19 protein-coding genes are annotated in these 21,829 nt (G+C 37.3%); 11 read left to right on the forward strand and 8 right to left on the reverse strand.

All coding sequences use genetic code 11. From position 1 onward, the window contains the following. The first annotated feature begins 51 nt into the window (after positions 1-51). The 4 genes from J671_RS13725 to J671_RS13740 all read left to right on the forward strand — a co-directional run bounded on the left by J671_RS13725 (position 52) and on the right by J671_RS13740 (position 2,836). Positions 52-738 (forward strand): glutathione S-transferase family protein, encoded by a 687-nt coding sequence (locus J671_RS13725; RefSeq protein WP_031982611.1) that lies wholly within the window; start codon positions 52-54, stop codon positions 736-738. Positions 739-745: 7 nt separating this feature from the next. Continuing rightward, positions 746-1,507 carry an SDR family NAD(P)-dependent oxidoreductase gene (locus tag J671_RS13730; protein ID WP_031982612.1) on the forward strand — a complete coding sequence of 254 codons (762 nt, stop codon included), beginning with the start codon at positions 746-748 and terminating at the stop codon, positions 1,505-1,507. Between the two features lie 9 nt (positions 1,508-1,516). Then, positions 1,517-2,200, forward strand: a complete 684-nt coding sequence (locus J671_RS13735) for an SDR family NAD(P)-dependent oxidoreductase (protein WP_031982613.1) — start codon at positions 1,517-1,519, stop codon at positions 2,198-2,200. 78 nt (positions 2,201-2,278) lie between these two features. Continuing rightward, entirely contained in the window at positions 2,279-2,836 is a 558-nt protein-coding gene (locus J671_RS13740) for a chorismate mutase (protein WP_031982615.1), read from the forward strand. A gap of 28 nt (positions 2,837-2,864) precedes the next feature. Here the strand turns inward: J671_RS13740 and J671_RS13745 are convergent, their stop codons facing one another. Then, a complete protein-coding gene (locus tag J671_RS13745) occupies positions 2,865-3,350 on the reverse strand; it encodes an Lrp/AsnC family transcriptional regulator (RefSeq protein WP_031982616.1) in 486 nt (161 codons plus the stop codon). Between the two features lie 657 nt (positions 3,351-4,007). Between J671_RS13745 and J671_RS13750 the strand changes: the two genes are divergently transcribed. Further along, positions 4,008-4,346, forward strand: a complete 339-nt coding sequence (locus tag J671_RS13750) for a hypothetical protein (protein ID WP_031982617.1) — start codon at positions 4,008-4,010, stop codon at positions 4,344-4,346. Positions 4,347-5,307: 961 nt separating this feature from the next. Further along, complete coding sequence (locus J671_RS13755) at positions 5,308-5,862, forward strand: TetR/AcrR family transcriptional regulator (RefSeq protein WP_031982619.1); 555 nt, start codon at positions 5,308-5,310, stop codon at positions 5,860-5,862. 65 nt (positions 5,863-5,927) lie between these two features. Here J671_RS13755 and J671_RS13760 read toward each other — a convergent pair whose 3' ends face one another. The 7 genes from J671_RS13760 to sbnA all read right to left on the reverse strand — a co-directional run bounded on the left by J671_RS13760 (position 5,928) and on the right by sbnA (position 17,572). After that, on the reverse strand, positions 5,928-8,168 hold the full coding sequence (locus tag J671_RS13760) for a TonB-dependent receptor (RefSeq protein ID WP_031982620.1): 2,241 nt from the start codon (positions 8,166-8,168) through the stop codon (positions 5,928-5,930). Between the two features lie 153 nt (positions 8,169-8,321). Further along, the gene (locus J671_RS13765) at positions 8,322-9,095 is read right to left on the reverse strand and encodes an HpcH/HpaI aldolase family protein (RefSeq protein ID WP_031982621.1); all 774 of its coding nucleotides are present in this window, start codon (positions 9,093-9,095) and stop codon (positions 8,322-8,324) included. Continuing rightward, positions 9,088-12,615, reverse strand: coding sequence for an IucA/IucC family protein (locus J671_RS13770; protein WP_031982623.1), 3,528 nt, complete (start codon positions 12,613-12,615; stop codon positions 9,088-9,090). The genes J671_RS13765 and J671_RS13770 overlap by 8 nt, the downstream gene beginning before the upstream one ends. Next, positions 12,612-13,817, reverse strand: coding sequence for an MFS transporter (locus J671_RS13775; RefSeq protein WP_031982624.1), 1,206 nt, complete (start codon positions 13,815-13,817; stop codon positions 12,612-12,614). The genes J671_RS13770 and J671_RS13775 overlap by 4 nt, the downstream gene beginning before the upstream one ends. Positions 13,818-13,820: 3 nt before the next feature. Beyond that, on the reverse strand, positions 13,821-15,461 hold the full coding sequence (locus tag J671_RS13780; RefSeq protein ID WP_081404902.1) for an IucA/IucC family protein: 1,641 nt from the start codon (positions 15,459-15,461) through the stop codon (positions 13,821-13,823). 71 nt (positions 15,462-15,532) lie between these two features. Then, positions 15,533-16,546 carry a 2,3-diaminopropionate biosynthesis protein SbnB gene (gene sbnB, locus J671_RS13785; protein WP_031982627.1) on the reverse strand — a complete coding sequence of 338 codons (1,014 nt, stop codon included), beginning with the start codon at positions 16,544-16,546 and terminating at the stop codon, positions 15,533-15,535. 21 nt (positions 16,547-16,567) lie between these two features. Next, positions 16,568-17,572 (reverse strand): 2,3-diaminopropionate biosynthesis protein SbnA, encoded by a 1,005-nt coding sequence (gene sbnA / locus J671_RS13790; RefSeq protein ID WP_031982628.1) that lies wholly within the window; start codon positions 17,570-17,572, stop codon positions 16,568-16,570. A gap of 606 nt (positions 17,573-18,178) precedes the next feature. Here sbnA and J671_RS13795 point away from each other — a divergent pair. The 5 genes from J671_RS13795 to J671_RS13815 form a co-directional block, all read left to right on the forward strand. Continuing rightward, the gene (locus tag J671_RS13795) at positions 18,179-19,414 is read left to right on the forward strand and encodes a mechanosensitive ion channel family protein (RefSeq protein ID WP_031982629.1); all 1,236 of its coding nucleotides are present in this window, start codon (positions 18,179-18,181) and stop codon (positions 19,412-19,414) included. 308 nt (positions 19,415-19,722) lie between these two features. Continuing rightward, positions 19,723-19,974, forward strand: a complete 252-nt coding sequence (locus J671_RS13800; protein ID WP_002048677.1) for a hypothetical protein — start codon at positions 19,723-19,725, stop codon at positions 19,972-19,974. 414 nt (positions 19,975-20,388) lie between these two features. Continuing rightward, positions 20,389-20,859 (forward strand): hypothetical protein, encoded by a 471-nt coding sequence (locus J671_RS13805; protein ID WP_004886619.1) that lies wholly within the window; start codon positions 20,389-20,391, stop codon positions 20,857-20,859. 182 nt (positions 20,860-21,041) lie between these two features. Continuing rightward, a complete protein-coding gene (locus J671_RS13810) occupies positions 21,042-21,395 on the forward strand; it encodes a hypothetical protein (RefSeq protein ID WP_227556649.1) in 354 nt (117 codons plus the stop codon). A 195-nt stretch (positions 21,396-21,590) separates the two neighbouring features. Then, positions 21,591-21,829: helix-turn-helix domain-containing protein (locus tag J671_RS13815; RefSeq protein ID WP_230400570.1), on the forward strand; the 239-nt coding region annotated here is incomplete at its 3' end.

Here is a 21,829-nt window from a genome sequence, read left to right on the forward strand (position 1 = left end):
CAAAAAAGAACTGGCAAGTAAAACAGGCAATTAAAAAATAAAGGTGAATAAATGTCAGATATTATTTTGCATCAGTGGGAAATTTCTCCATTTTGTCAAAAAATTTCAAGGGCTTTGAAATTTAAGGGTATCCCATTTGATACAGTAAACTATAACGGCATTCTTGGTGCCAAAGTTCCTTTGCTGAGTAAAGTGGGGAAAGTACCCGTTATTGATGATAAAGGGCAACGTATACAAGACAGTACCCGTATTGCTCGTTATTTAGATGAAGCCTATCCAGATACACCGCGACTTTATCCCGAAGATCCAAATCAAAAAGCACTTGCCGAACTGTGGGAAGACTGGGCAGATGAGTCTCTTTATTTTTATGAGGTGTATTTAAGAGTAAATGATTCGGAAGCTTTAGAGGAAGCCATCCGTATTAGTAGTATTGGTCGCCCAGCGTATGAAAAGCCGATGGTGAAAGCTTTTATTTTAGCCGAATTAAAAACACAGCTTTTCTTTCAGGGCTTGGGCCGAATGAAAGCCGAAGATGTTGAAGCAGAGTTTATTAAACACTTAGACCGTATTGAGCAGGTTTTATCACAAAGCGAATGGTTGGTTGGAGATAACCAGACGATTGCAGACATTGCCGTGGTTGCTCAACTTGGTGAAGTCGTTCGAACAAGTAAAAAGTTTAGTAAAGAAATTTTGAATCGTCCGTTTATTGCTTTATGGTATAAAAAACAAACAGGGTGAAACGGCTATGTCATTAGAACCACCGAATAAAACACGAGATTGTGCAGTTGTTATTGGTGTCGGGGCTTCGCAGGGGATCGGAGCAGCCGTTTGTCATCGTTTTGCAAGAGAAGGATTAAAAGTTTACGTTGCTGGGCGAACTTTCCAGAAAATTGAAGCAGTCGCGGCCGAAATCCATGCAAAGGGTGGTGAAGCTACCGCATTTCGTTTAGATGCCGAAGATATACATCAAGTACAGGCCCTATTTGACACCGTTACTAGTCAAAACGAACGTATTACTGCTGTTATTCATAATGTTGGGGGAAATATTCCCTCAATTTTTTTACGCAGCCCGCTATCGTTTTTTAATGATATGTGGCAATCCACATTTTTATCAGCTTATTTGGTTTCTCAAAGCTGCCTAAAAATTTTTAAAGAACAAAATCACGGCACACTTATTTTTACTGGGGCGAGTGCTTCTTTACGTGGAAAACCGTTTTTCGCTGCTTTTACCATGGGTAAATCTGCCTTGCGAGCTTATGCATTAAATCTAGCTCAAATTTATAAAACACAAGGCATTCATATTGCTCATGTCATTATTGATGGAATGGTAAATGGTGACAGAATTAATAAAGCTTTATTTGGGCTAGGCCGTTTGGCGCGTCTTACACGTGGAACAGGCGGGCTTAATCTTGATGCAATAGTAGAAAACTATTGGATGCTCTACCTGCAAAGCCCTGAACTTTGGACACATGAGTTAGATTTACGCCCATACCAAGAAAAATTTTGAGAGACTCATATGCTAAAAACAATATTTCAGAAGTTTCAAAAAAAGCAGGGCTGTGTTGTGGTTGCCGGCCATGATATAGAACTACTTAATCATGACTTTGTAATTTTGGATAAAAATCATCAAGCTCCATTACATGTTTATCAAGTCATACATGATTCTACTGTTCAGAACATACAAGTAAGTTACGTAAATGATGGCATGACGAGTGTGCGCTTAAACTTGATAAAAACTAAGCATTTAAAAAGTCTGCTGAAATATATAACAGAGCATTGTCATACCATTGAGTTATGTGTGTTTCAGCCAAATTTTTCATCAGCGCCAAATATCGAAGCTTTATCTTTAGAAGAAATTGAACACAGTTGGCAGACCACAGGTTTAAGTGCAGTGAACGTGTCACAGTTCGTACTGAAACCTATGTTAAAGCAGCAGCGGGGTACAGTGATTTTTCTTGGAGCGCCATCTCATCATTCGGCTCATCACGATGTATTAAGTCAAAGTATGTTTGCGAGTATACGAGCGTTATCACAGTCGATGGCAAGAGAGTTTCAACCCAAAGGTATACACGTGGCGTATTGTATGGTGGAAAAATGGGAGGGACAAAACCCGCACTTTATTTCATCGGTTAAACAAGTGTGCCAGCACATCTATCACCAATCTGATTCTGCATGGAGCCAAGAGCTCAGCGTATCGTGAGATTTTACTTTCGAGTGTTCTTAAAATAGAGTACTGCTTTGGAATGACAGCACAACAATAATTTCTACAGGTACTCAAATGTTAAATATTAAGTATGCTCAACAAACGGTTAAAGTGGCGACTGCAGTGGCAACTTTGATGTGCTTTTCTTCACTGGCACAAGCTTATCAATATGAGCAAACAGCACGTTTAATTAACGAACGTTTATCTTATATGAAAGATGTCGCAGGCTATAAAGCAGAGCAGCATTTACCGATTGAAGATTTAACACAAGAAAAGAAGGTACTCGACCAATCACTTTCTGCGGCCGAATCTTTTGGACTGAACAGTGAAACAGTAAAGCCATTTATAGTGGCGCAAATGGATGTAGCTAAAGCAATTCAATATCGTTATCGTGCGGACTGGTTGTCTAGCCCTGAAACCAACTGGAAGCCTCAAGACTTAAGTGAAGTGCGTTTAAAAATTAGTTCTTTAAACACCGAACTTCTAAAAAATATTGCCTATGAACTTAAGAAAAATAATAACAAGGCGCCTCATGGCTGTAGCTATATGTGGCCAGTTCAGCACCCTCAACTTAAAGAAGCCGATAAAAAGGCTTTATGTGTAACATTGAATAAAATCAAATTAAAACAATGAAGCACCTAAAGCGGCTTATATAACTCAATTATTCAATCAACATTAAATCGGCAGTATTGGCAGATTTAAGTGGTCGTAAGGCAAAGGTTGAACGCGTATGCCGAATACCTTTAATCGAATAGAGCTTTTTACGTAAAAAGCGTTCGTAATGTTCGGCATCTTTTACGGCCACTTTCACCAAGTAATCATAGTCACCCGTTACTAAATGCGCTTCAATTACTTCGGGAATGTCTGCCAAAGCCTCACTAAAGTTTTCTAGCATTTCATCGTCATGGCGTTCTAGCGTAATTTCAATAAAGAACAACTCGTGAATACCAATCGCTTTTGGGTTTACGTTTACTGTATAGCCTTCAATAATTTTTAGACTTTCTAAACGTTTGAGTCGAGTCCAGCAGGGTGAAGATGAAAGCCCAACTTCTTCGGCGAGCTGCGCAACCGTTAAGCGTCCATTTCCACGAAGGGCAGATAATATTTTCCGATCTATGCGATCTAGTGTGTATTCTGTGCTGTTCAAAATATAAACCAAAGAAGATTCTTCTGTTAATTTTTAATATACGTGATTTTTATGCTGAGATCATTTAAAAAAAACTGAAAATACAGTAAACATTTTGAGTGACACAGCCATACACTATTTCTATGCATCGAACTCTACTGGATAGGAGTTGTGATGAAGCAAAGAGCACTGTTTCAGTAAGGGTGACTAAACAGTGCTCTTTGCGGATCTTATAAAAAATTAAATATTAGAAATTTTTGATTCGAAAACTGCTTTTATAGTTGAAGAAAAGTCACTAAAAGAAATTATCTTTATCTGCTGCTTAGTTTTATATTTGACAAATTTATTTAAACATTTGTTAGGTACTCTCATAAACTAAATCTATCGATTTAATGAAGTTAATTCTCATTTTTATTTTATAATTATTCTTATATGGTTTTATAATCTCATTCATTGAAAAATATAAAGTATGTTATTTAAACCTACATCAAAATTTTAATTTAATCATTATAAGTGCATATAAAACTAATCCCATAATTTTAATAAGGTGATGAAATATTCAAAAGATAAGAGGATTTATCTAACTTTCTTATTATTAATAGACACTTATACACAATTATTATTTAATACGTCCGCAACATTGCCACTAATACTTTTAATAATTTTATCGGGGAAATAATGCGTAATTTTTTAGTAACAGCTTTCACTTTATTGATAGGCACATCAGTTTATGCTGCTCAAGAGCCTAAAACTTATATACAACGAACAACTTGCGAGAGAACAGTACAACTACATGGTTTTTTAAGCCGTGCTCAACTTGATTGTAATTATCACTATACTTCACAAGAATTAGTTCATGAATCTGACAAATGTACCAAACATGAACTAGGTGAAAAGTATGGTAGAGAAGTTATGAGATTAGGTATGGACCAATTTGAAGCACGCAAACGTGAAGATATGAAAGGCCAATTATGTAGCACAGTTTTAAAAGAGTTTCCAAACTATATTAGAAAATAAAATGGAATCTTAAAAAACCTCTGTAGCAAAGCCGATAAAATGGATTTTATGATTCATTTTATCGGTGTATCTTTAAATATTACTGATAATTTTAAATCTCAAAAAATAAAAGATAATGTAATGGATTAATAATTCGTTTTACTAAAACTTTTAATGATTTATTTCTAGCCAATATCACATTGACACTTAAAATCTCTCTTATTATTCTCTGCGGTAGAATGGAGGTGGGACGCTTTATGCGTGCTGATTCTTGTGTGTCAGTCTGTCAACCTGCCTTCATTCACTCATATGCTTATATAAATGAGTAGATCGTATTCATATTTATAATTTAAAGTGCGTTAAGCAAATATAATATATTCTATTCAATAGATTAACGAATCTAATCTAATGAAAAACAAAAAAATTATTTATCCATTTTCTAGCCAATATCACATTGACACCCCAAATCTCTCCGATTATTCTTTGCCTGCTGGCCTACATTGCCAGTCGGTTTTAGCAGACCGCGAGCGTATAGCGCATCAAAAAAGCAATTTTTTGGTGGCGAACTCGTTCGTCCCCCCTTCGTAGCGGTAGGACGGAAGGGGGACGCCTTGTGCGTGCTGGTTCTATATGCCCAGTCTGCTAACCCTCTTTCGTTCTGCCACCATAATCATTTAGCAGTGATTGGCAGAAATTTTATGCATATAGGATTTCATTCATGCCTACTTTTTCTAAATTGGCCTTTGCCAAAGTCTCTCTGTCCATACCATTTAAACAGTCTATAAATCGGTTTAATCGACTCTAAGTCTTTACGTCTTAAGAATCGTTACGACTCAAAAATCATAGCAACAATAAACCCGAGATAGGCGAGCACACCTTTATTGTGCTGCTTTTGCATGCCTGTTTTTAGCGCTCAATTTAAGAGTGACGGCATTTCTATCTCTTTTATATACAACAAAAAATTATTTTAAACGGTACAAATATGCCACCTTTAGTACTTTCTACACGTGCTTTAAAAGTTGTGAATCATGCAATTCATTTATTTCACCATCACGGATTCCATCTTGTTGGTGTCGACAGAATTATCAAAGAGTCTGAAATTACAAAAATGACTTTTTATCATCACTTCCAGTCCAAAGCACGATTTATTGAAATTTGCATACTTGTGCAAAAAGAACGGCTGCAAGACCAAGTCATTGCTATGTTTGAGTATGATCACAGCACAAGCGTAACGAATAAACTTAAAACACTTTATGACGTACATACGGACTTGGAAGGGCTGTATTACTTATTATTTAAAGCCATTTTTGAAACCAAAAATACCTATTCAAATGCTTATCAGGTCGCACTTAAATATAGAACTTGGATAACCAATGAAATTTATAGTCAGCTTAGATTACTAAAAGCTGATGCTTCATTTCATGATGCCAAATTACTTCTGCATATAATTGAAGGAACCATTATCCAAAGGCTCAGTCATAACGATGTAGATGAGCGGGACAAACAATTCGAATATTTTATAGCGATGTTTTTATAAAATACTAAAGATAATAAAAGCCCCGAGGTTGGGGCTTTTACTGTATTAGGGGCTAAGCAAAGCTCTTACCACTTATGGCTATAAGTCACTTTAAGCTTTATACCATTTGCAACTAAGTGGCTGGTGTTATCGTTCGTTCTTAATAATTGGCTATAAAGCGGGTAGTACTTGCGGTTAAACATGTTTTCTAGGCCAATGGTCATGGTGTCTTTCTTGTTAAGCGCAAAACTACTGATTAAATCTGCCGTGGTATAAGATTTTACATCGTAACGACCAAAACTATTTACACCATTCAAACGGTAATCTTCTGAACCGAAGTAAGTAGCTTGTAGACGGTTTGTCCAAGTTTCAGTTGGGCTATAAGAAATATAACCTGTTAGTTTTAATGGTGGAATACGGAAGCCCGTCATGTCCTGTTCAGCACCATTTTGAGGTTTCTCACGGCCTTTCATCCACGTTACGCTACCACCAGTTCCCCAAACATTTGCATCGTCAAGGTAGTCAAAAGTTGCTTCAACACCTGTGACTTTCTCTTTAGTTCGAGCCAGCACTAAACCATTATTGAATGATTGAACAGCACCCAAGTCAGAAGTAGAGTGGAATACAGCTAAGCTTGAAGAGAAGTTATTAAAGTTACCTTTCCAGCCAAGTTCGTAGTTATCAACTTTTACAGGCTCTAAGAATGATGATCCAAGGTTAAAACCTTCACCAGCATTACGAATAATCAAGCCAACATCAGGCAACTGGAAACCTTGGTTAAACGATGCATAAATTGAGTGCTGGTCGTTTGGTGAGAAAGTCACATTGGCATTGTATAACCATGCATCAGCTTTCACTTTTCCACCTGGAACTGTGTAAGGGTTGGTTTTGCCTAATTGTGATAAGGGAACAAAGCTGTCAATTTGCGCATAGCTGTCTTCATAGCGTGTACCAGCTTCTGCTGACCATTGGTCATTAAAGCGGTGTTTTAGCTGTACAAAACCACCGACACTTTGCGTGGTGAGTTCAGGTAAATAAATCAGTTTGCCGATTTTTACAAACTCTAAGCCGCCCGATTGATCATAAATTTTTTGATCAAAAATATCTAAAGGCATCTCACTTTTTTCACGGCTAAAGTCACCACCCCAAACCAATGAGGTATCACCTAAAAACTCAAGGGGAGTGGTCACCGTTAAGCGGCTACCGAGTACATTATTTTCTTGATAAATCTGGTCGACTTGTTTACCACGGTTGGCATTTCCACGGGCATCAAACGGTGAAAAACGGGTAAAGAAGTCGCGGTAATAAATTTGAGCATCAACTTTATTACCAAAAAAGTCTTTATGGTTATAGGTTAAATTGTAGATCTGGTTTTCGTTTTTATTTTGGTCTTTGAGCTTTAAGCCTTTAATGGCTTTGGCTGGTACGGTTCCAGCTGGAGCATTCTTAATACTTGGACTTGGGTCAGATGCATAGTCTGAGTCTTGCTCAGCATTATAGTAGTTTGCAGCAAACTGGAGGTATTGGTTGTCATCAATGTGATAACCCAGCTTACCGCCAATGCTATAGCCATTTGAGTCGTAAAGGTCGCCCTGACTTGGTTCGGGTGCAACACGGTCACCACTTGCATCATATGGGCTACCAATACGTTGATAACCAAAGTCGAGCGCATAGTCAAAAGCGTTAAAACTGCCCGTAAAATACTGGTGAATATCACCACTTAAAGCATTAGAACGTAGATTTGTAAGTGGTGTTTGAAGTCCAACGACCGTTTTAGCCGTAGGTTCACCGCCCGCAGCTTTCGTGGTAATTGAAATAATACCGCCCGCAGCACCGCCACCATAAATTGCGTTACTGCCACGAATCACTTCAATGTTGGCAATACTTTCAGGGTCAATGGCTGAAAGTCCTCTCGCTGTATCACGAGTGAGGTTCATTGGAACGCCATCGACCAAAATAAGCGCATTACGGCCACGTAAAGTTTGACCATAGTCAGTAATAGTTCGGCTTGAGTCGGATAGGCCGGGTACGGCTTTGGCTAAAACAGTCGCAATGTTGCCAGACGAACCATTTTTCAAAAGTTCAATTTGTTTTTCATCGAGCTTGGTGACTTGCTTGGCAGAGGTAGAGAGTTCATCTGCACGTGAAGCGGTAATGGTAATAGTAGGGAGGGCTTCAGGCTTTTTTTCTGTTTCTGTGGTTTCAGCAGGTGAAGCGGCAAATGCCGAATTTGAAAGAATAATGGCTCCTCCAAGTGAAAGAAGTGGAATGATATTTTTAACTTCAGACTTTCTTGTAAAAAGTTTATTACTTTTCTTATTTGCCATTGTCTCGCCCTGAGAGTGATTTTAAATTGAGCGAATTATAAATGAGAATCATTGTAATTAACAATATTATTAATTGCATTAAAATAATATATTTGAAATTTATTCAATGAATTAGGGGAATAGGCATTTATTCCCCTTAAAAGATGTGAACAGTTATGAAATGTCTTTAAAGGTATTTAGATGGTTTTGATGGGCACGGCGTATAATGCTGCGGTCATCCCCGAGCACAAAAAGCTGAACAGATTGTTGTTTCCATGCCGCGATATCTTCAGGTTGTCGAGGAATGGCGCAGAAATGCTTTTGACTATTTTTAGTCTTTAAATACATCTCTTGAACTTTTTCTTTCACTTTTGGATGGCTAGTTTGCCACGGCATTCCCATAGATTGAGAAAGGTCGGCAGCACCTTCCAGAATAATATCGATACCTTCAACTTTTAATATTTCATCAAGTTGTTGTAGTCCTTCCAAGCTTTCAATCATGGCAATGACAACCGTTTCGTTTGCAGCCTGTTGAACAAAACTCGCTAAATCGTCCATGCCGTATCGATTTAATCTTGTCGAGTTGAGTCCTCTTTGCCCAAGCGGCATATAGTGGCAATAGTTCACCGCCTGTTGAGCCTGCTCCGCATTTTCAATACGCGGAAACACAATGCCCGTTACCCCTGCATCGAGCAGAGGTAGTACGAGGTGGTTCGCGTTTAACGGCACTCTTACAAACACATCAAGAGGCATGGCTCTAGCAGCTAAAATCATGGTCTCGACTTGAGACGTACTAAATAAAGTATGTTCCAAGTCGATAATAATAAAGTCGTAGCCCGCAAGTGCCAGTTGCTCGACATTAATCGGAGAAGCTACGGAACAAAAGATTCCGTAGAGCGTCTCGCCATTTGCTATTCGTTTCTTAAAAGAAATCGAATGCTTATTCATATTCAATTTCCTTAATAAGGCTGAGCGGGTTGGGTGTGGTTTGTACTCTCAAGCGAATTTCCGGAAGAAAACGACGGCTTGCGAGCTGTTCAATATCGATGGTGTCATCTGTAAAGTTAAACAATTCATATCGCTCAATAAACTCTGGGTGAGCTTCTTTATGCTGATTGATGATGGTTCTTAACATGGTCCAGAATTTGATTTCATCGAAGTCATAATGTTCATTTAAGAAAATTGCTAACTCGGCCAGATTTACAAACCAAAGCGCATCTTGAGTAAAGTCTCTGAGCTCATTTGGAGAGTGGGTTTCCAAGAACGAGTTCGGGTTAATTTTGGCGTGTTCTTTAGGTGCATCTTGCAAGTTAGGTAAAAGATTCGGCTCGCGTAAAAGATGACGACTAAAACGAATTCCATCGTGGAAATCTTTCAAGGCCGCTTTAACTGGTAAGCCATTTTTATGAATCAGTACCATGTTTTGCGCATGTGATTCTAAAGCGAGACCGTGGCACCATAAAATATGCATGATGGGTAGATAAGCATTGGTGAGTAATTTTTCTAACCAGAACTCGATACCATACTCTTGAATCCACTCATCAATGAGAGGTTTTTGGTCAATATCAACTTGCATCAAACCTGTTACTGGCGTGGCCGATTCACCTTCTTTTAAGTAGCTGTAAATACTTTCGCGCCAAATGCAGGCGAGTGCGCCGTATTGAACAGGAAGGGCAATCTGCTGATTCACTGAAAGACCGCCAATCTCTCTTAAAATAACAGGCTTACGCTGTTTTTCTAAAATATGGTCTTGCTCAACAATGTTATACAGCCAGTCACTCATTTTTGCCGCATTTTGAACGGTATGTGGTGCCAATACGCGAGAGGTCGAGGTATTGACCAAATTCATTGCCAACTTAAGAGAAAGCGCCGAGATATCACTAATATTTGATAAAGTTCGAATCGACTGCTGTGGTAAATAAGTTGGACCTTCAATATCTAACGGAATGATCAGTTGGTTGCTAATCGCATCTTGATAATACAATTCAATAATTTTATCCCACTGCCACGGATGAATTGGGGTGAGGATATAATCTTTAAAATCTACATTTTGCTCTTTCAATTGATCGTTAATGGCTTGTAGATCTTTCTCTGAAAAATGCTGTTTATAAAGCTGTTCTAAGTTAATGGTTTCACTTAAAACCAGTTTGCATAAACTGTTATGAGTCGCTACCCATTGAACCGTAAAACCTTCAGAAAGCTCGGGTGCATATTTTTGATTTTCTTTTAAATCGAAGCCGATACGTGACTTAAAGCTTGGGTGATATAAATGGGCGTTGGTAATTCGCGCTTCTTGTTCTAGGTAAGGCAAAGTTCTTAAAGGTTGAGCAGGTGCTTGGCTCAAAGTTTGCGCATGTTTAACGTAAGTTAAATTGAGTTCATCATTAAAGTTTTGCCATTTAACTGGGTCAGCTTCAATAATATTTTTGAGGTCGGCAAGTAGCGTTTTTAAGTTAGGGCAAGTTTCAGCGTCTAACGTAATATCAGAACGGATTAAGCTTGAAGGATCTAGCTTAATTCGTTTAAAACTAAAATGTCGTTTGGCCGCGCAGGTATAGAAAACGGTATCGGAAATATAGAACTTGATTTGACCTTTAGAAAATTCGTATTTAAAAGTATTTTCAAAAATGAGCGCTTCTAATAATTGACCCATCACGCGATTTTCCGCAAGGGTTTTATAATTGGTTTGTTGTGTTGGTTGAAGAGGGCAAAGCGCTTCTGCGCCGCGATATTTATAAATAGGGTTTTCAACTTCAATCCAGATTGGATTGCCACCACTGTGGTAGAGCGTATTTAACATATTTGCCTTAATTGGTAATGTGAGTGAATGAATTAATAAGTCGCGGTACTGCTTGCCTTTGGCAGTAAAGTTTTCTTGTGTGAGGGTAAGACGGGTGGCTTGCCAAAGTTCAGATTCTTCAATTACCGTAACTCGTGCAATTGCACTGATGAGATGAGCAATATGGTTGATCACGAGGTAATATTTTAAAAAGGTCCAAGCATCTTTTTGAGAGAACCAAACAGTACTATCTTCAGAAATAGATGAGTCGTCTTCTATCATTTCTGAAACAATACTAATGCCTTCCATGTCTCGAAGAATAAGACGATGCGGATAACCGTTTTTAAATTCCATTAAACTGTTTTGCATGTGCGCTTCTACGCTAATACCTTTGTTTGCAAACAATTCAACTAATGGAATAAGTGAAACTTTAAGGTACTGTTTCCACCAGAAAGTAATGAAGTCTTTCGCATCGGTCGATTGTAAGTTTTGATTCGGTGCTGCTTGCTGAATAAAGCTTAAAAGCGGGATTTCATGGTTTTCGTTTTCTTCAACCAAGCCACCGAGCATTCGGGTATTTTCTAATACCTCTGGCGTAAGCCCCGCTCTATAAATAATGCCAAATGAACTTTCAAGCTCTGGGATTTTGACTGTTTTTGCTTCTAACTCCGGCAGAATCAAAAGGTCGGGATATTGCTCATTAATCTTGTGATTAATAATAATTTTGCTCGCATCAATGGCACGTTCCATTTCATCCATTGGGTTATTACGAATGAAACTGGTAATACGTACATCAATTGAAAGCTTTAAGAATAGGTTCGATCGAGGTAGCCACACGGTGCGAACGGATGAGGTCGGCCATACCGTTTGACCTAAAGCGCCCAGATAGATCACGTCTTGGCTGTCTAAATATTTCTTTAAAGATGGGTGTTGAAGTAAGAAGTTGGCTTGCCAAGGGTGGGTGGGCATGAGTTCATAATTTGCTAATTTTTCTTGCAAACGATTTTTCGCAGCTTCTAAAACTTCCTCTTCAATATGGTGAGAAGGTTCGTTCTCGCTGACCAGTTTTTGTATTAAAGACGAATGAACCGCAAAGTAATGGAGTTGAAAACTTGCACCTAACTCGGGGCTATACTTTTTCATGTCCTCTTTAGAAAAACCTAAATTGGCTTTAGAGGTCACATGAAAAGGGTGCCCATATAACATGCCTTGTTCAGTAGCCTGAAAACCACTCAATGCTTTAGTTGCTGTTTTGGAAGGTCTATTTTCTAAAAAGAATTTTGTGTTCTCGATACTATTGGTAATATCGGAATACAGGTTTTTATTTTGGTTTTTATCTTTCAATAAGCTATTCAGTTCATCTGTAATCAGCTTCACTAACTGTTTAGGGTCGGTGAGCGAGTCAAACGTATTGTCGTTTAAATTTTGCAGAACAAAACCACGTTGATATCTGTGATAACCCGTAGTTGATAAGTGCTGAACTGCGCCATAAACAACCGTGTTAGATGCATGAAATGTATAAGCAAAATACAGGGTATTTGGTTGCTCTGCATATAGGGTGAATAAAGGAGAGTCTTGAGCTGGAATAATGCATTCTTCAAGATTCACTTTGAGTTCACGAAAGAAAGTATTCAGGTACTGTTCGAAAAGTTTATAAGACCATGCATCTGTTGTAATAATTGAGTTCATTCTTGTGCCTCTTTTAAAATTGTATCCATTAAGAATCTGTTCAAAATCACCACTAATCCCGCACCGATAAAAAATAGTGAGGTGCAGATTAATGCCGCGGTAATATTGAAAAATGAGTAAGTGAGCGTGATGGTGATTGGGCCAATAAGTTGCCCTAAGACAAAGGCACTGTTAGAAATACCAATCACTTTTCCTTGGCTTTGAGCGCCAGCTTTTAGAGAAATGGTATGTAAGATCGAAGGAATAAGGGCTGCAAAGCAAAAGCCTTGTATGAGTCGTAATACAAGAACTAGCCAGATATTCGAAACCCAGATCAATGCAAAAATCGTGATGCCGCAAATCAAAGATGCGTAAATGAAGTTATTAAAAGAATCTCCTTTATCATCATTTCGTTTTCCCCAATAGGTCGCAGCAATAAAGGCTGCTCCCCATGAAAGCGCATGAATGGTTCCCGTTAAACTCGCAGCAGATAACGATGAGTGAGTGCTTTGGCTTATTTCACTAATGTATAAAACAAAGCATGACACCAAACCAAAGCCGCCCGCTTGAACCAAAATGCCGGCGCTTAACCATGAAAAAATCGTTCTATCAAAGAAAGCTGGAAGCTTAGATTTCTCTTTGGTTTTTGTGACCTCTGCTTTAACGGGATTAGTTAATACAAATGACGCGATCACAATGAGCGTCATCACAACAAATGCTGTTGCGTTGAGTAATACTTCAACCCGCCATTGATCCATAAATATCCCGCCGAGCACGGGGCCACATAGGCAAGCTAGCGCAACACTACTTTGTAGTTGCCCAAAAGCGGCACCACGTTGTTGTTCATTAGAAAGATATGAAACATAGGCATTTAAAATGACTGAGAGACCGCAAAAACCGAGTAAAATTCGCGCAAAAATAAACAGGTATAAATGCTGGGCGCTCGCCATGAGCAGTATTGAAATACAAAAACCAGCCAGAGAAAGTAGCAAGGCCTTTTTATGGCCGAATGTGTCGGATAGGTGTCCCACAATCGGTGCTGTAAATAAACTGCCAATAGCCGGAGCCGCAAGTGCCAAACCTGCCCAGATAGTGGGAGCACTCATATGCGCCGTCAGTTTTTCCATATAGAGCGGCATGATCGGAATCAGCACCATAAGCCCGAAAGTGGAAAAAAACTGACAGAGCAAAATAATGAAATGATCTAGGCGAGATGAGCGCATGATTTAGATATCCATGGTCTCATAGCTAGAAACAGATAAGCTGTGATAAGGGTTTGGCGTACTTCCTATTTTACTTGGCATGCCTGTTGAGTCGCTTTCTTGCGCAAGTAAAGGCGTAAGTAGCTGTTTGAATGGCCAATTCTTATTGTCAAAAAGATAAGTTTGAATTAGTGATTTTGTTTGTTCTGAAATCGGTTGGGTTTCTACAAAATCTTGAATAATGTCTTGTACCATCTCCCAAAAATCGCTTTCTGTACGATCCGTATATTTCAAGGTAGCTAGAGCAATTGGGTAGAGGTTAATTTGAATCCCTAAGGTAATGAAGTAATTAAATAAGTCTTCATTTTTAGTAAAGATAAGATTGTTCGGTGTACTGGTATCAATGATATAAACCGGAGGTATAAAACCGCTTTCTTCAATGGCTGTGGTACATATTCTTAAGGTATCGTGGTCACGTAAAATAAAGCATTTCAACTTGTTATTTTCATAACACACCATGGTGTTTTGCCCGTGGCATTCAGGCATGATTCCTTTTGCCCAAAGCGTTAAAAATGTTTGAATAAAATGAACGCTTAAGTCTTTTAGTAATGTCCATTTGTCACCCTTAATGCCTAAAGTTTCCCAAGGGTCAACATATGTACAGCTTAAAGCTGACATAGTGATTGGTGTGACATTTTTGTCTTGGCAAAAGTCAGGTAAATGTCGGACTTGGCAACCAATTACACCTAAATTCTTTACAATCGGCTCTTGTTTACCCAGCACCCACCAATGCGTTTCATTACTTAAAAAGAGGCGATTTTTTAATAAAGAAGTTTTATTAATGACGTCATTTAAAAAATCATACGCCGTATGACCATTCATTAAATAACGGCCTGGCATAGAGCGGATTGCACCTAATGTCTTGGCATTGGTCGAAAGTTTTAAATGCAGTGTAGGTTTTGTGTTGTGAATAAGCGTTCTTAAAGAAGAAGTCGGTAAACCAATTGTTGTGACATGGTTCAGGTCAATACCACCGTACTTATTTTCATCAAACTTTAAATAGCGATGTTGAGTCTCTAGCAAAGGCAGGGCTAAGTAGTCCTCTGAAAGCTGAGCCATTTTTTCAACAATAAGACTTTCCTCAACTTCTGATAACAGAAGCTCTTTGTGAGGAATTGACTCCATATTATTGATCACATCATCTTTCTTAAATGCCCACCAATACACCTCAATTTCTTTTTGAGTTGTGAGTGGGGCAAGTTCACCTTTTGAGTGCGCGAATGGATGAAATGGGCGGTCAGCGACCAGCGATAGCAACTCGCTTTTGATTAAAGGCGAAGAAAATGAAAGTGCTGACTGTAAAATTTGAGGAATTTTTTCAGCCGTTACTAAGTTGTCTAGCCAATAATCAATCGCTTTTTGATGGTGTGGTGACGGCCACCAAGTTGCTTGAGTTAAATAGTTAAAAATTTCAGAAATCGAAACTTTAGATGTTGTATTGCTTAAGAGGTTATGAAGTAAAACTTCGGGTTGGGTAACATAGAAAGGATTTACACCATCTACTTTTAAACAGCTGAAATAGAGTTCCAACTCATCATTGAGAGTAATTGCCAGATAAGGCTTTTTATAGGAAATATGATCTTTAAAATCTCCATAATTCTCCATGTAGAGGGCATCTATCGTTTTTTGTAGTTGTGCTGTGTAAATCCGATCTAACATTTTAGTTATTCCTATTCTTATAAAAGCGGTAGAACCGTGCCAACGTTTTGTTCTTGTGCAGCATTGAAGAACCACTTCGCGCAGACAATATCGTCAATTGCCATGCCCATTGGGTTGAGCAAAATGATTTCATCTTCGTGTTCACGGCCGTTTTTATGACCAATAATGATGTCGCCAAGTTCAGCATGCAGTTTTTCACGACTGAACAAGCTATCTTCAACCAACACGTTGATGACTTTCTTTTCTCGGTTTGATTGGTCCCAGTCATCTACAATCACTTTGTCTACTTTTAAGAAGACTTCGGGTTCGATGTCCATAATTGAAATGTTTGAAACAAAGCAGCCTTTTTTAAGCCACTCAAACGGAATGTAAGGCTTATCTGAAACGGTACAGGTAATGAGGACATCGGCTTGCACAATTGCAGACTTAGCACTGTCATGAATTTCAATTTCTAGATTCGGATATTCTGATAAGAACAATGCTTTGAGTTTTTCAGCTGCTTCAGGGTTTACATCAAATAAATGGATTTTTTTCACTTGAGCGTATTGCTCAAGTACAGTTTTAATCTGCATTTGAGCAATTGGACCGCAGCCAATTACGGTAATGTCTGAAAAGTCTTTTTTTGCTAGATACTTAATCGAAACACCCGTAATTGCAGCAGTTCGCATTGCACTAATTAAGCTGCCTTCCATCACTGCAACCGGATAATTTGTTTCTGAATCATTTAAAACAATCAGTGCGCTGGCACGCGGAATATTGAATTTTTTAGGGTTATGTTGTCTTGAACCAATCCATTTGATTCCGGCAATCGGGTCGTTGCCACCTAAATAACAAGGCATAGCGATAATACGGTCAGCAATATGGTCTGCACCTTGCCAGCGAAGGTATGGTTTTAAGGGTTGTACAAACTGTTTATTTGCATGCAGGGTTAAACCTTCAGTGATCGCTTCAATAAATGAATTACTATGATTTGCTCCAAGATTTAATAAATCTGATTGACTTAAATAGCGAAGGGTAGCCAAATTGCTCATGAATATGTCCTAAGGAGAAAGTTAAACAACATTTTGTAAAGTAAGGTTTTCTTGACGTCGTACGTTTCGATTGAAGTGACGCTTTTTGATCATTTCGAACCATTCATCTTCATAAACCAGATCGAGATAACGGTCGCCGCGATCGGGTAAAAGCGTTAAGACGCATGAACCTTCGGGAATGGTTGGAATCAGTTTTTTTATGGCTGAAATTGATGAGCCGCTTGAACCGCCTGCAAAGATTCCTTCGTGTTCAAGAAGTTCTCTACAACCAAGTGCCGACTCGTAGTCATCTACATAAATGACATCATCAATTTCATCGGGGGAGAGGAGAGCCGGAACAGTACTTGCTCCAATACCGGGAATTTCGCGTGGACCAGATGTACCACCAAACAGCACAGAGCCGACAATATCGACAGCAATGACTTTTAATTCTGGAAATCTTTCTTTAAGGCGACGAGACACGCCCATAATCGTTCCGGAGGTACTTGCTCCAATCACGAGGTAATCAATCTTGCGATCAATTTGATTTAGGATTTCTTCTGCTTCACCAAAGTAATGGCTTTTCCAGTTGTTTGGATTGGCATATTGATTAATCCAAACCGCATTTGGCAGTTGTTGGCATAGCCGTTTTACAGTGTCAATTCTGGTTTTTAAATATCCGCCGTTTTGGTCTTTCTCAGAAACCATTTCGATATTGGCTTTATAAAGCTTCAGCATTTGTAAATTTGCTGAGGCAATTTTTGGGTCAATCACGGCAGTAAATTTTAATCCATATATTTTGCAGGCCATTGCAAGCGCAATAGCTAAGTTCCCTGATGAACTTTCAACAATATGGCTGTCTTTATTAATCACTCCAGATTTCAGGCCTTCCTGTAGCATGAATAATGCTGGACGGTCTTTAATACTTCCTCCTGGGTTTAACAATTCCATTTTCGCAATCACTGAGACTGATTGATGCGTGAATAGCCTTGATAGTTGTAATAGTGGCGTTTTACCTATGCATTCGAGAATATTTTCATGGATCATGGCAGATCTTCTCAGGTTTTTATGTGTTGTAAATGATAATTATTATTAATTAAATTATTATTACGATTTATTCCAAGATTGTTGCGGTTTGTAAAGAAAAAACAGGAGGAGTTATAGGAATTTTCACTAATTTTTTTGTTCTAATTCTTTGAATAATAAACTCTATATTTTACAAAAGTTTAAATTAATAAACTTTTTAAATATAAGCAGATAGGCAGGAACTTACTATTTTATAAAATTTAATCACAGTGAAAAAATAAGTGAGTTGACGAAAAAATGAAGAAAAATAGGTGATGAGGAAAGTTTTTTCATTCATAACTCTTCATACCAAGGTAAGTTTATTGAAACAAAAAAGCTGTAATTTGATAAAAAGAGCACTTCTTATGAAGGAGCTAAGTAGATAAAGCAGTGTTGAATAACTAGTCTTATTTTAAAAATGAAAATCTACTTATTGCCTACTTGAATCATTTTTCTAAAAATTAATCTAATTTAGCGATTAAGTATTATAGACGTGTTGTATTTATGACGACATATGTAAACAAGCCTTAATCTATAACATACGAACACTTTAAAATTATTGAAAATAAAGTTGTAAGGTGTAAGGGTTTGGATTTTTTTAATTATTATCGTGATCTTCAAGCTGAGTTAAGCAACTATCCTTGGCTAGAAATGATAGTTTCACTCACAATTTTGATTTTATTTGCTGCGTTGGCAAACTTTATTGCTAAGCGAATTATTGTTAGGGGAATCCGTCATTTAGTGACTAAAATCAAGTCACTTAACCAATCTGTTTTTGCTCAGCATAGTGTTATTAAGCGATTTGCCAATATTGTGCCAGCCATTGTGATTATGAATGGTATTACCACTGTTCCACACTTATCTGAAAAAGCCATTGCTTTGGTACAGATGGGCGCACAGGCATTTATTTTCCTGACTATTGCACTCACTATTAGTGAATTATTAAATATATTTAACTTAATCTATCAGCGTAATCCAAAGTCTAGAAATAAGCCGATTAAAGGTTATTTACAACTCGTTAAACTCATCATTTTTGTTGTTTGTGGTTTGATGATTTTAGGTACTTTCCTTAAAAAGGATGTATTTACCTTACTGGCTGGCTTCGGTGCGATGGCAGCCGTATTAATGCTGGTATTCCAAAATACCATTTTGTCATTGGTCGCGAGTGTACAAATTGCTTCTTATGACATGGTACGTATAGGAGACTGGATTGAAATGCCATCGTTAAATGCCGATGGTGATGTGATTGATATTTCATTGCATACAGTCACAGTCCAGAACTTTGATAAAACCTATACCACCATTCCAACCAATAAACTCGTAACGGACACTTTTAAAAACTGGCGCGGTATGAGTAATGCCGGTTGTCGCCGTATGAAGCGTTCTCTTTATATTGATCAAACTAGCGTTCACTTCATGACTGAAGAAGAGCAGCAAAAACTTAAAGATTTTCTATTATTAGATCAATACCTCAATGCCAAGCAATCTGAAATTGAAGAATTCAATAAGCATTTAGGGAGTCAGTCACGCTATAACAAAAGACGTTTAACCAATATTGGGACATTCAGAGCATATGTTGAATTCTATTTACGTCAGCATAAGGGCATTGCTCAAAACCAAACTCTTATTGTTCGTCAATTACAACCGACGAGTGAAGGTCTACCTTTAGAAATTTATGCTTTTACCAATACTACGGCGTGGGTTTCTTATGAAGCAATTCAGTCTGATATATTTGATCATCTCATCGCGATATTGCCAGAGTTTGGCTTAAGAGTGTATCAAGCGCCTTCAGCCTATGATTTTCAAAAACTAACAGTAGAATAACTAAATAGAAGAATGCTATCTTTCTTGATTTTTCAAATAGATAGCATTCTTTTAATAATTTTATACATTAATTAATAATTATTTTTGGAAAATTATTATTAAATAGCGGTATAAATTGACTATACCAAGTTATGTGCGTTTCATAACTTGAAAAGATTAATTTTTAAGCAAACTCGATCTATAACTTTTCAGGAGTAAGGCTTAAGTAACAATTTTGACACTTTGAACAAAGAAAATACTAAATGTTTAAGAATAACAAACAATAAAGTTGCTTTACTAAAATTTGTTAGGTGAGTTGGAGTGTTTGAATGGCTACAGCAATAGAGAACCGAGCTAGACAACTTAAAAACGCAAAACGTGGAGGATATGCGCCAACCATTGCCAAAGATGTAAACAAACACAAAGTCCAAAAACTAAGGAGAGCTCTAGACGAAGCCCGGCGATATGTGAGTGAACTAAATGACGAAACCATTATCTTTGACGATCAAGACGCAAGGCAAAAGGCTGAAGGAGCCAAAGCAATAATTGAAATGTTTGAAGCAGCTTTAAGCGGTGCATGAGTACCATCAAGCTAAAACATAAATTATAAAAGACCTTGCTGAAGACACGGTTAACTTTTCAGTCCCTCGACTAAAAACTCGTTATTCAGCAAGGCAGCAAATAAAAAAATAATTCAAAAATTTCTATATTCTATTTTTAGCTAAGACAGCACAAAAAATATAAGTCAAATAATATTATTGATGAGCTTAATTTTTTTTCAGAAAATTATTACCAACTATAAAATCTTTCCGCACATAAAATGCGACGAATTTTGCATTTTATTTAATTGCTGTGGCTTATTATGGAAGGCAGTTTCATAACCCTCTTATTGATTACATTTGGCATTTCAACACTTACATACTGCAATAATATATCCATCATACTTCCCTAAAAATCTGATTAATCACCAAAGTCAGAATAAGAGGGAAGGAACCATGCCAAAATTTCTAATAATCGCCGAGAAGGTGTATAAAAAATTCGAAGAAGATAAATTGTTCTCTGATAACCTGATTGAACAATTAAATAATTTGGTCAGTATTATTCGAAAAGAGATAAAGGGAACCCCCTGTAAACTCAAATATAATTTTATAGACTTTGAAGAATGTCTAAGTAAACCCTTAAATGAATGTTCAATTAAACTCGACATGAGCTTAATGCCTAAATATAAAAATAAGGGTGAATATATTATGTGGTTAGCAAGCTTTATTGAAAGAATTACAACAGGTGGTCAGCCAAAACTTCCACCACTTTCAAGTATTGTACCTGCTGACTTTAATACTAAAAAAGAAACTCAATCCGTACTTGAAAGTAAAAAGGCAGTATCAGAAGAAAATGCCAAGATGATAGTGAACTATTTTAATTCCGAAGAGTATAAAAAAAATAATAAAAAAATAAATCTGGTTTAAAACCTATAAAAGTGTGTGTCCACCGCACTTTTATAATTGCTGATAAATTTCAGCAACCGCCTTCTGGGGCGGTTTTCTTTTATATAATTTATTTACTTTATTTGATGGTGACAGTCTTATAATATGCACTTTTTAATTATCATAAGCGAATATTACATATTATGAAATTACGATTTTTTATCTTGGGTTTACTTATTTGTACTAACACTACGGCGGCACCAAACACAAGCTTTGAAGATGAATATTATAGTATTTTAGAAAAATTCCATATAGTTCAAGCACAAAGAGATGCTTTTATCAAAAAGAATGCGAATAAAAATTTAACCAGTTCGCAAAGGAAAAAGCTAGATTCAATAGAATGTAGCTATATGCAATCCGAATTAAAATATAATGAATTTCTTATTTCTAGATTTAAAGAATATAAAACTTTCATGAAAAGATCTGGTCTAGTAGTAGCTGCTGATAAAGAGTTAATTCAAATGGATATTGATTCTTTAAAAGAAGAAATAAATGGTCCTAATGGAAAGTGTAAATAACTATAAGCACCGATAACGGTGCTTTTTAAAAGGAATTTTTTTATTTTCAATACGATATACATTACATACTTAAACAATTAGATCGGCAGAGTAAAACTTGAAGTGCGACATAAACCACCTAATTAATTTAAAGGGTTTATGGAGTATATAAAATTGTCATACCATCATCTTAACTTTGAAGATCGTACTGCATTAATGCTTGAGTCAAGAAAAGAAGGCTTTTCAGCCAGAAAATTTGCTGAACTCATTAAAAGACATCCTAGTACGATCTATCGTGAGCTTAAAAGAAATAGCATCAATGACGTTTATCAAGCTCGATATGCTTCTGATAACACCTTCGCTAGACGTAGACGTGGTCACAGAAAACTCAAAATCGATTCAATCCTCTGGAAATTTATTGTTGAAGCGATCCGTTGTTTATGGTCTCCTCAGCA

The sequence above is a fragment of the Acinetobacter sp. 1130196 genome, from assembly GCF_000588095.1.
GTDB classification, from domain to species: Bacteria; Pseudomonadota; Gammaproteobacteria; order Pseudomonadales; family Moraxellaceae; genus Acinetobacter; species Acinetobacter nosocomialis.

Excerpts from the sequence above, each read along its gene's own strand:
- J671_RS13725 (WP_031982611.1), top strand. The coding sequence starts at position 52 with ATGTCAGATATTATTTTGCATCAGTGGGAAATTTCTCCATTTTGTCAA.
- J671_RS13730 (WP_031982612.1), top strand. The coding sequence starts at position 746 with ATGTCATTAGAACCACCGAATAAAACACGAGATTGTGCAGTTGTTATT.
- J671_RS13735 (WP_031982613.1), top strand. The coding sequence starts at position 1,517 with ATGCTAAAAACAATATTTCAGAAGTTTCAAAAAAAGCAGGGCTGTGTT.
- J671_RS13740 (WP_031982615.1), top strand. The coding sequence starts at position 2,279 with ATGTTAAATATTAAGTATGCTCAACAAACGGTTAAAGTGGCGACTGCA.
- J671_RS13750 (WP_031982617.1), top strand. The coding sequence starts at position 4,008 with ATGCGTAATTTTTTAGTAACAGCTTTCACTTTATTGATAGGCACATCA.
- J671_RS13755 (WP_031982619.1), top strand. The coding sequence starts at position 5,308 with ATGCCACCTTTAGTACTTTCTACACGTGCTTTAAAAGTTGTGAATCAT.
- J671_RS13760 (WP_031982620.1), bottom strand. The coding sequence starts at position 8,168 with ATGGCAAATAAGAAAAGTAATAAACTTTTTACAAGAAAGTCTGAAGTT.
- J671_RS13765 (WP_031982621.1), bottom strand. The coding sequence starts at position 9,095 with ATGAATAAGCATTCGATTTCTTTTAAGAAACGAATAGCAAATGGCGAG.
- J671_RS13770 (WP_031982623.1), bottom strand. The coding sequence starts at position 12,615 with ATGAACTCAATTATTACAACAGATGCATGGTCTTATAAACTTTTCGAA.
- J671_RS13775 (WP_031982624.1), bottom strand. The coding sequence starts at position 13,817 with ATGCGCTCATCTCGCCTAGATCATTTCATTATTTTGCTCTGTCAGTTT.
- J671_RS13780 (WP_081404902.1), bottom strand. The coding sequence starts at position 15,461 with ATGGAGAATTATGGAGATTTTAAAGATCATATTTCCTATAAAAAGCCT.
- sbnB (WP_031982627.1), bottom strand. The coding sequence starts at position 16,546 with ATGAGCAATTTGGCTACCCTTCGCTATTTAAGTCAATCAGATTTATTA.
- sbnA (WP_031982628.1), bottom strand. The coding sequence starts at position 17,572 with ATGATCCATGAAAATATTCTCGAATGCATAGGTAAAACGCCACTATTA.
- J671_RS13800 (WP_002048677.1), top strand. The coding sequence starts at position 19,723 with ATGGCTACAGCAATAGAGAACCGAGCTAGACAACTTAAAAACGCAAAA.
- J671_RS13805 (WP_004886619.1), top strand. The coding sequence starts at position 20,389 with ATGCCAAAATTTCTAATAATCGCCGAGAAGGTGTATAAAAAATTCGAA.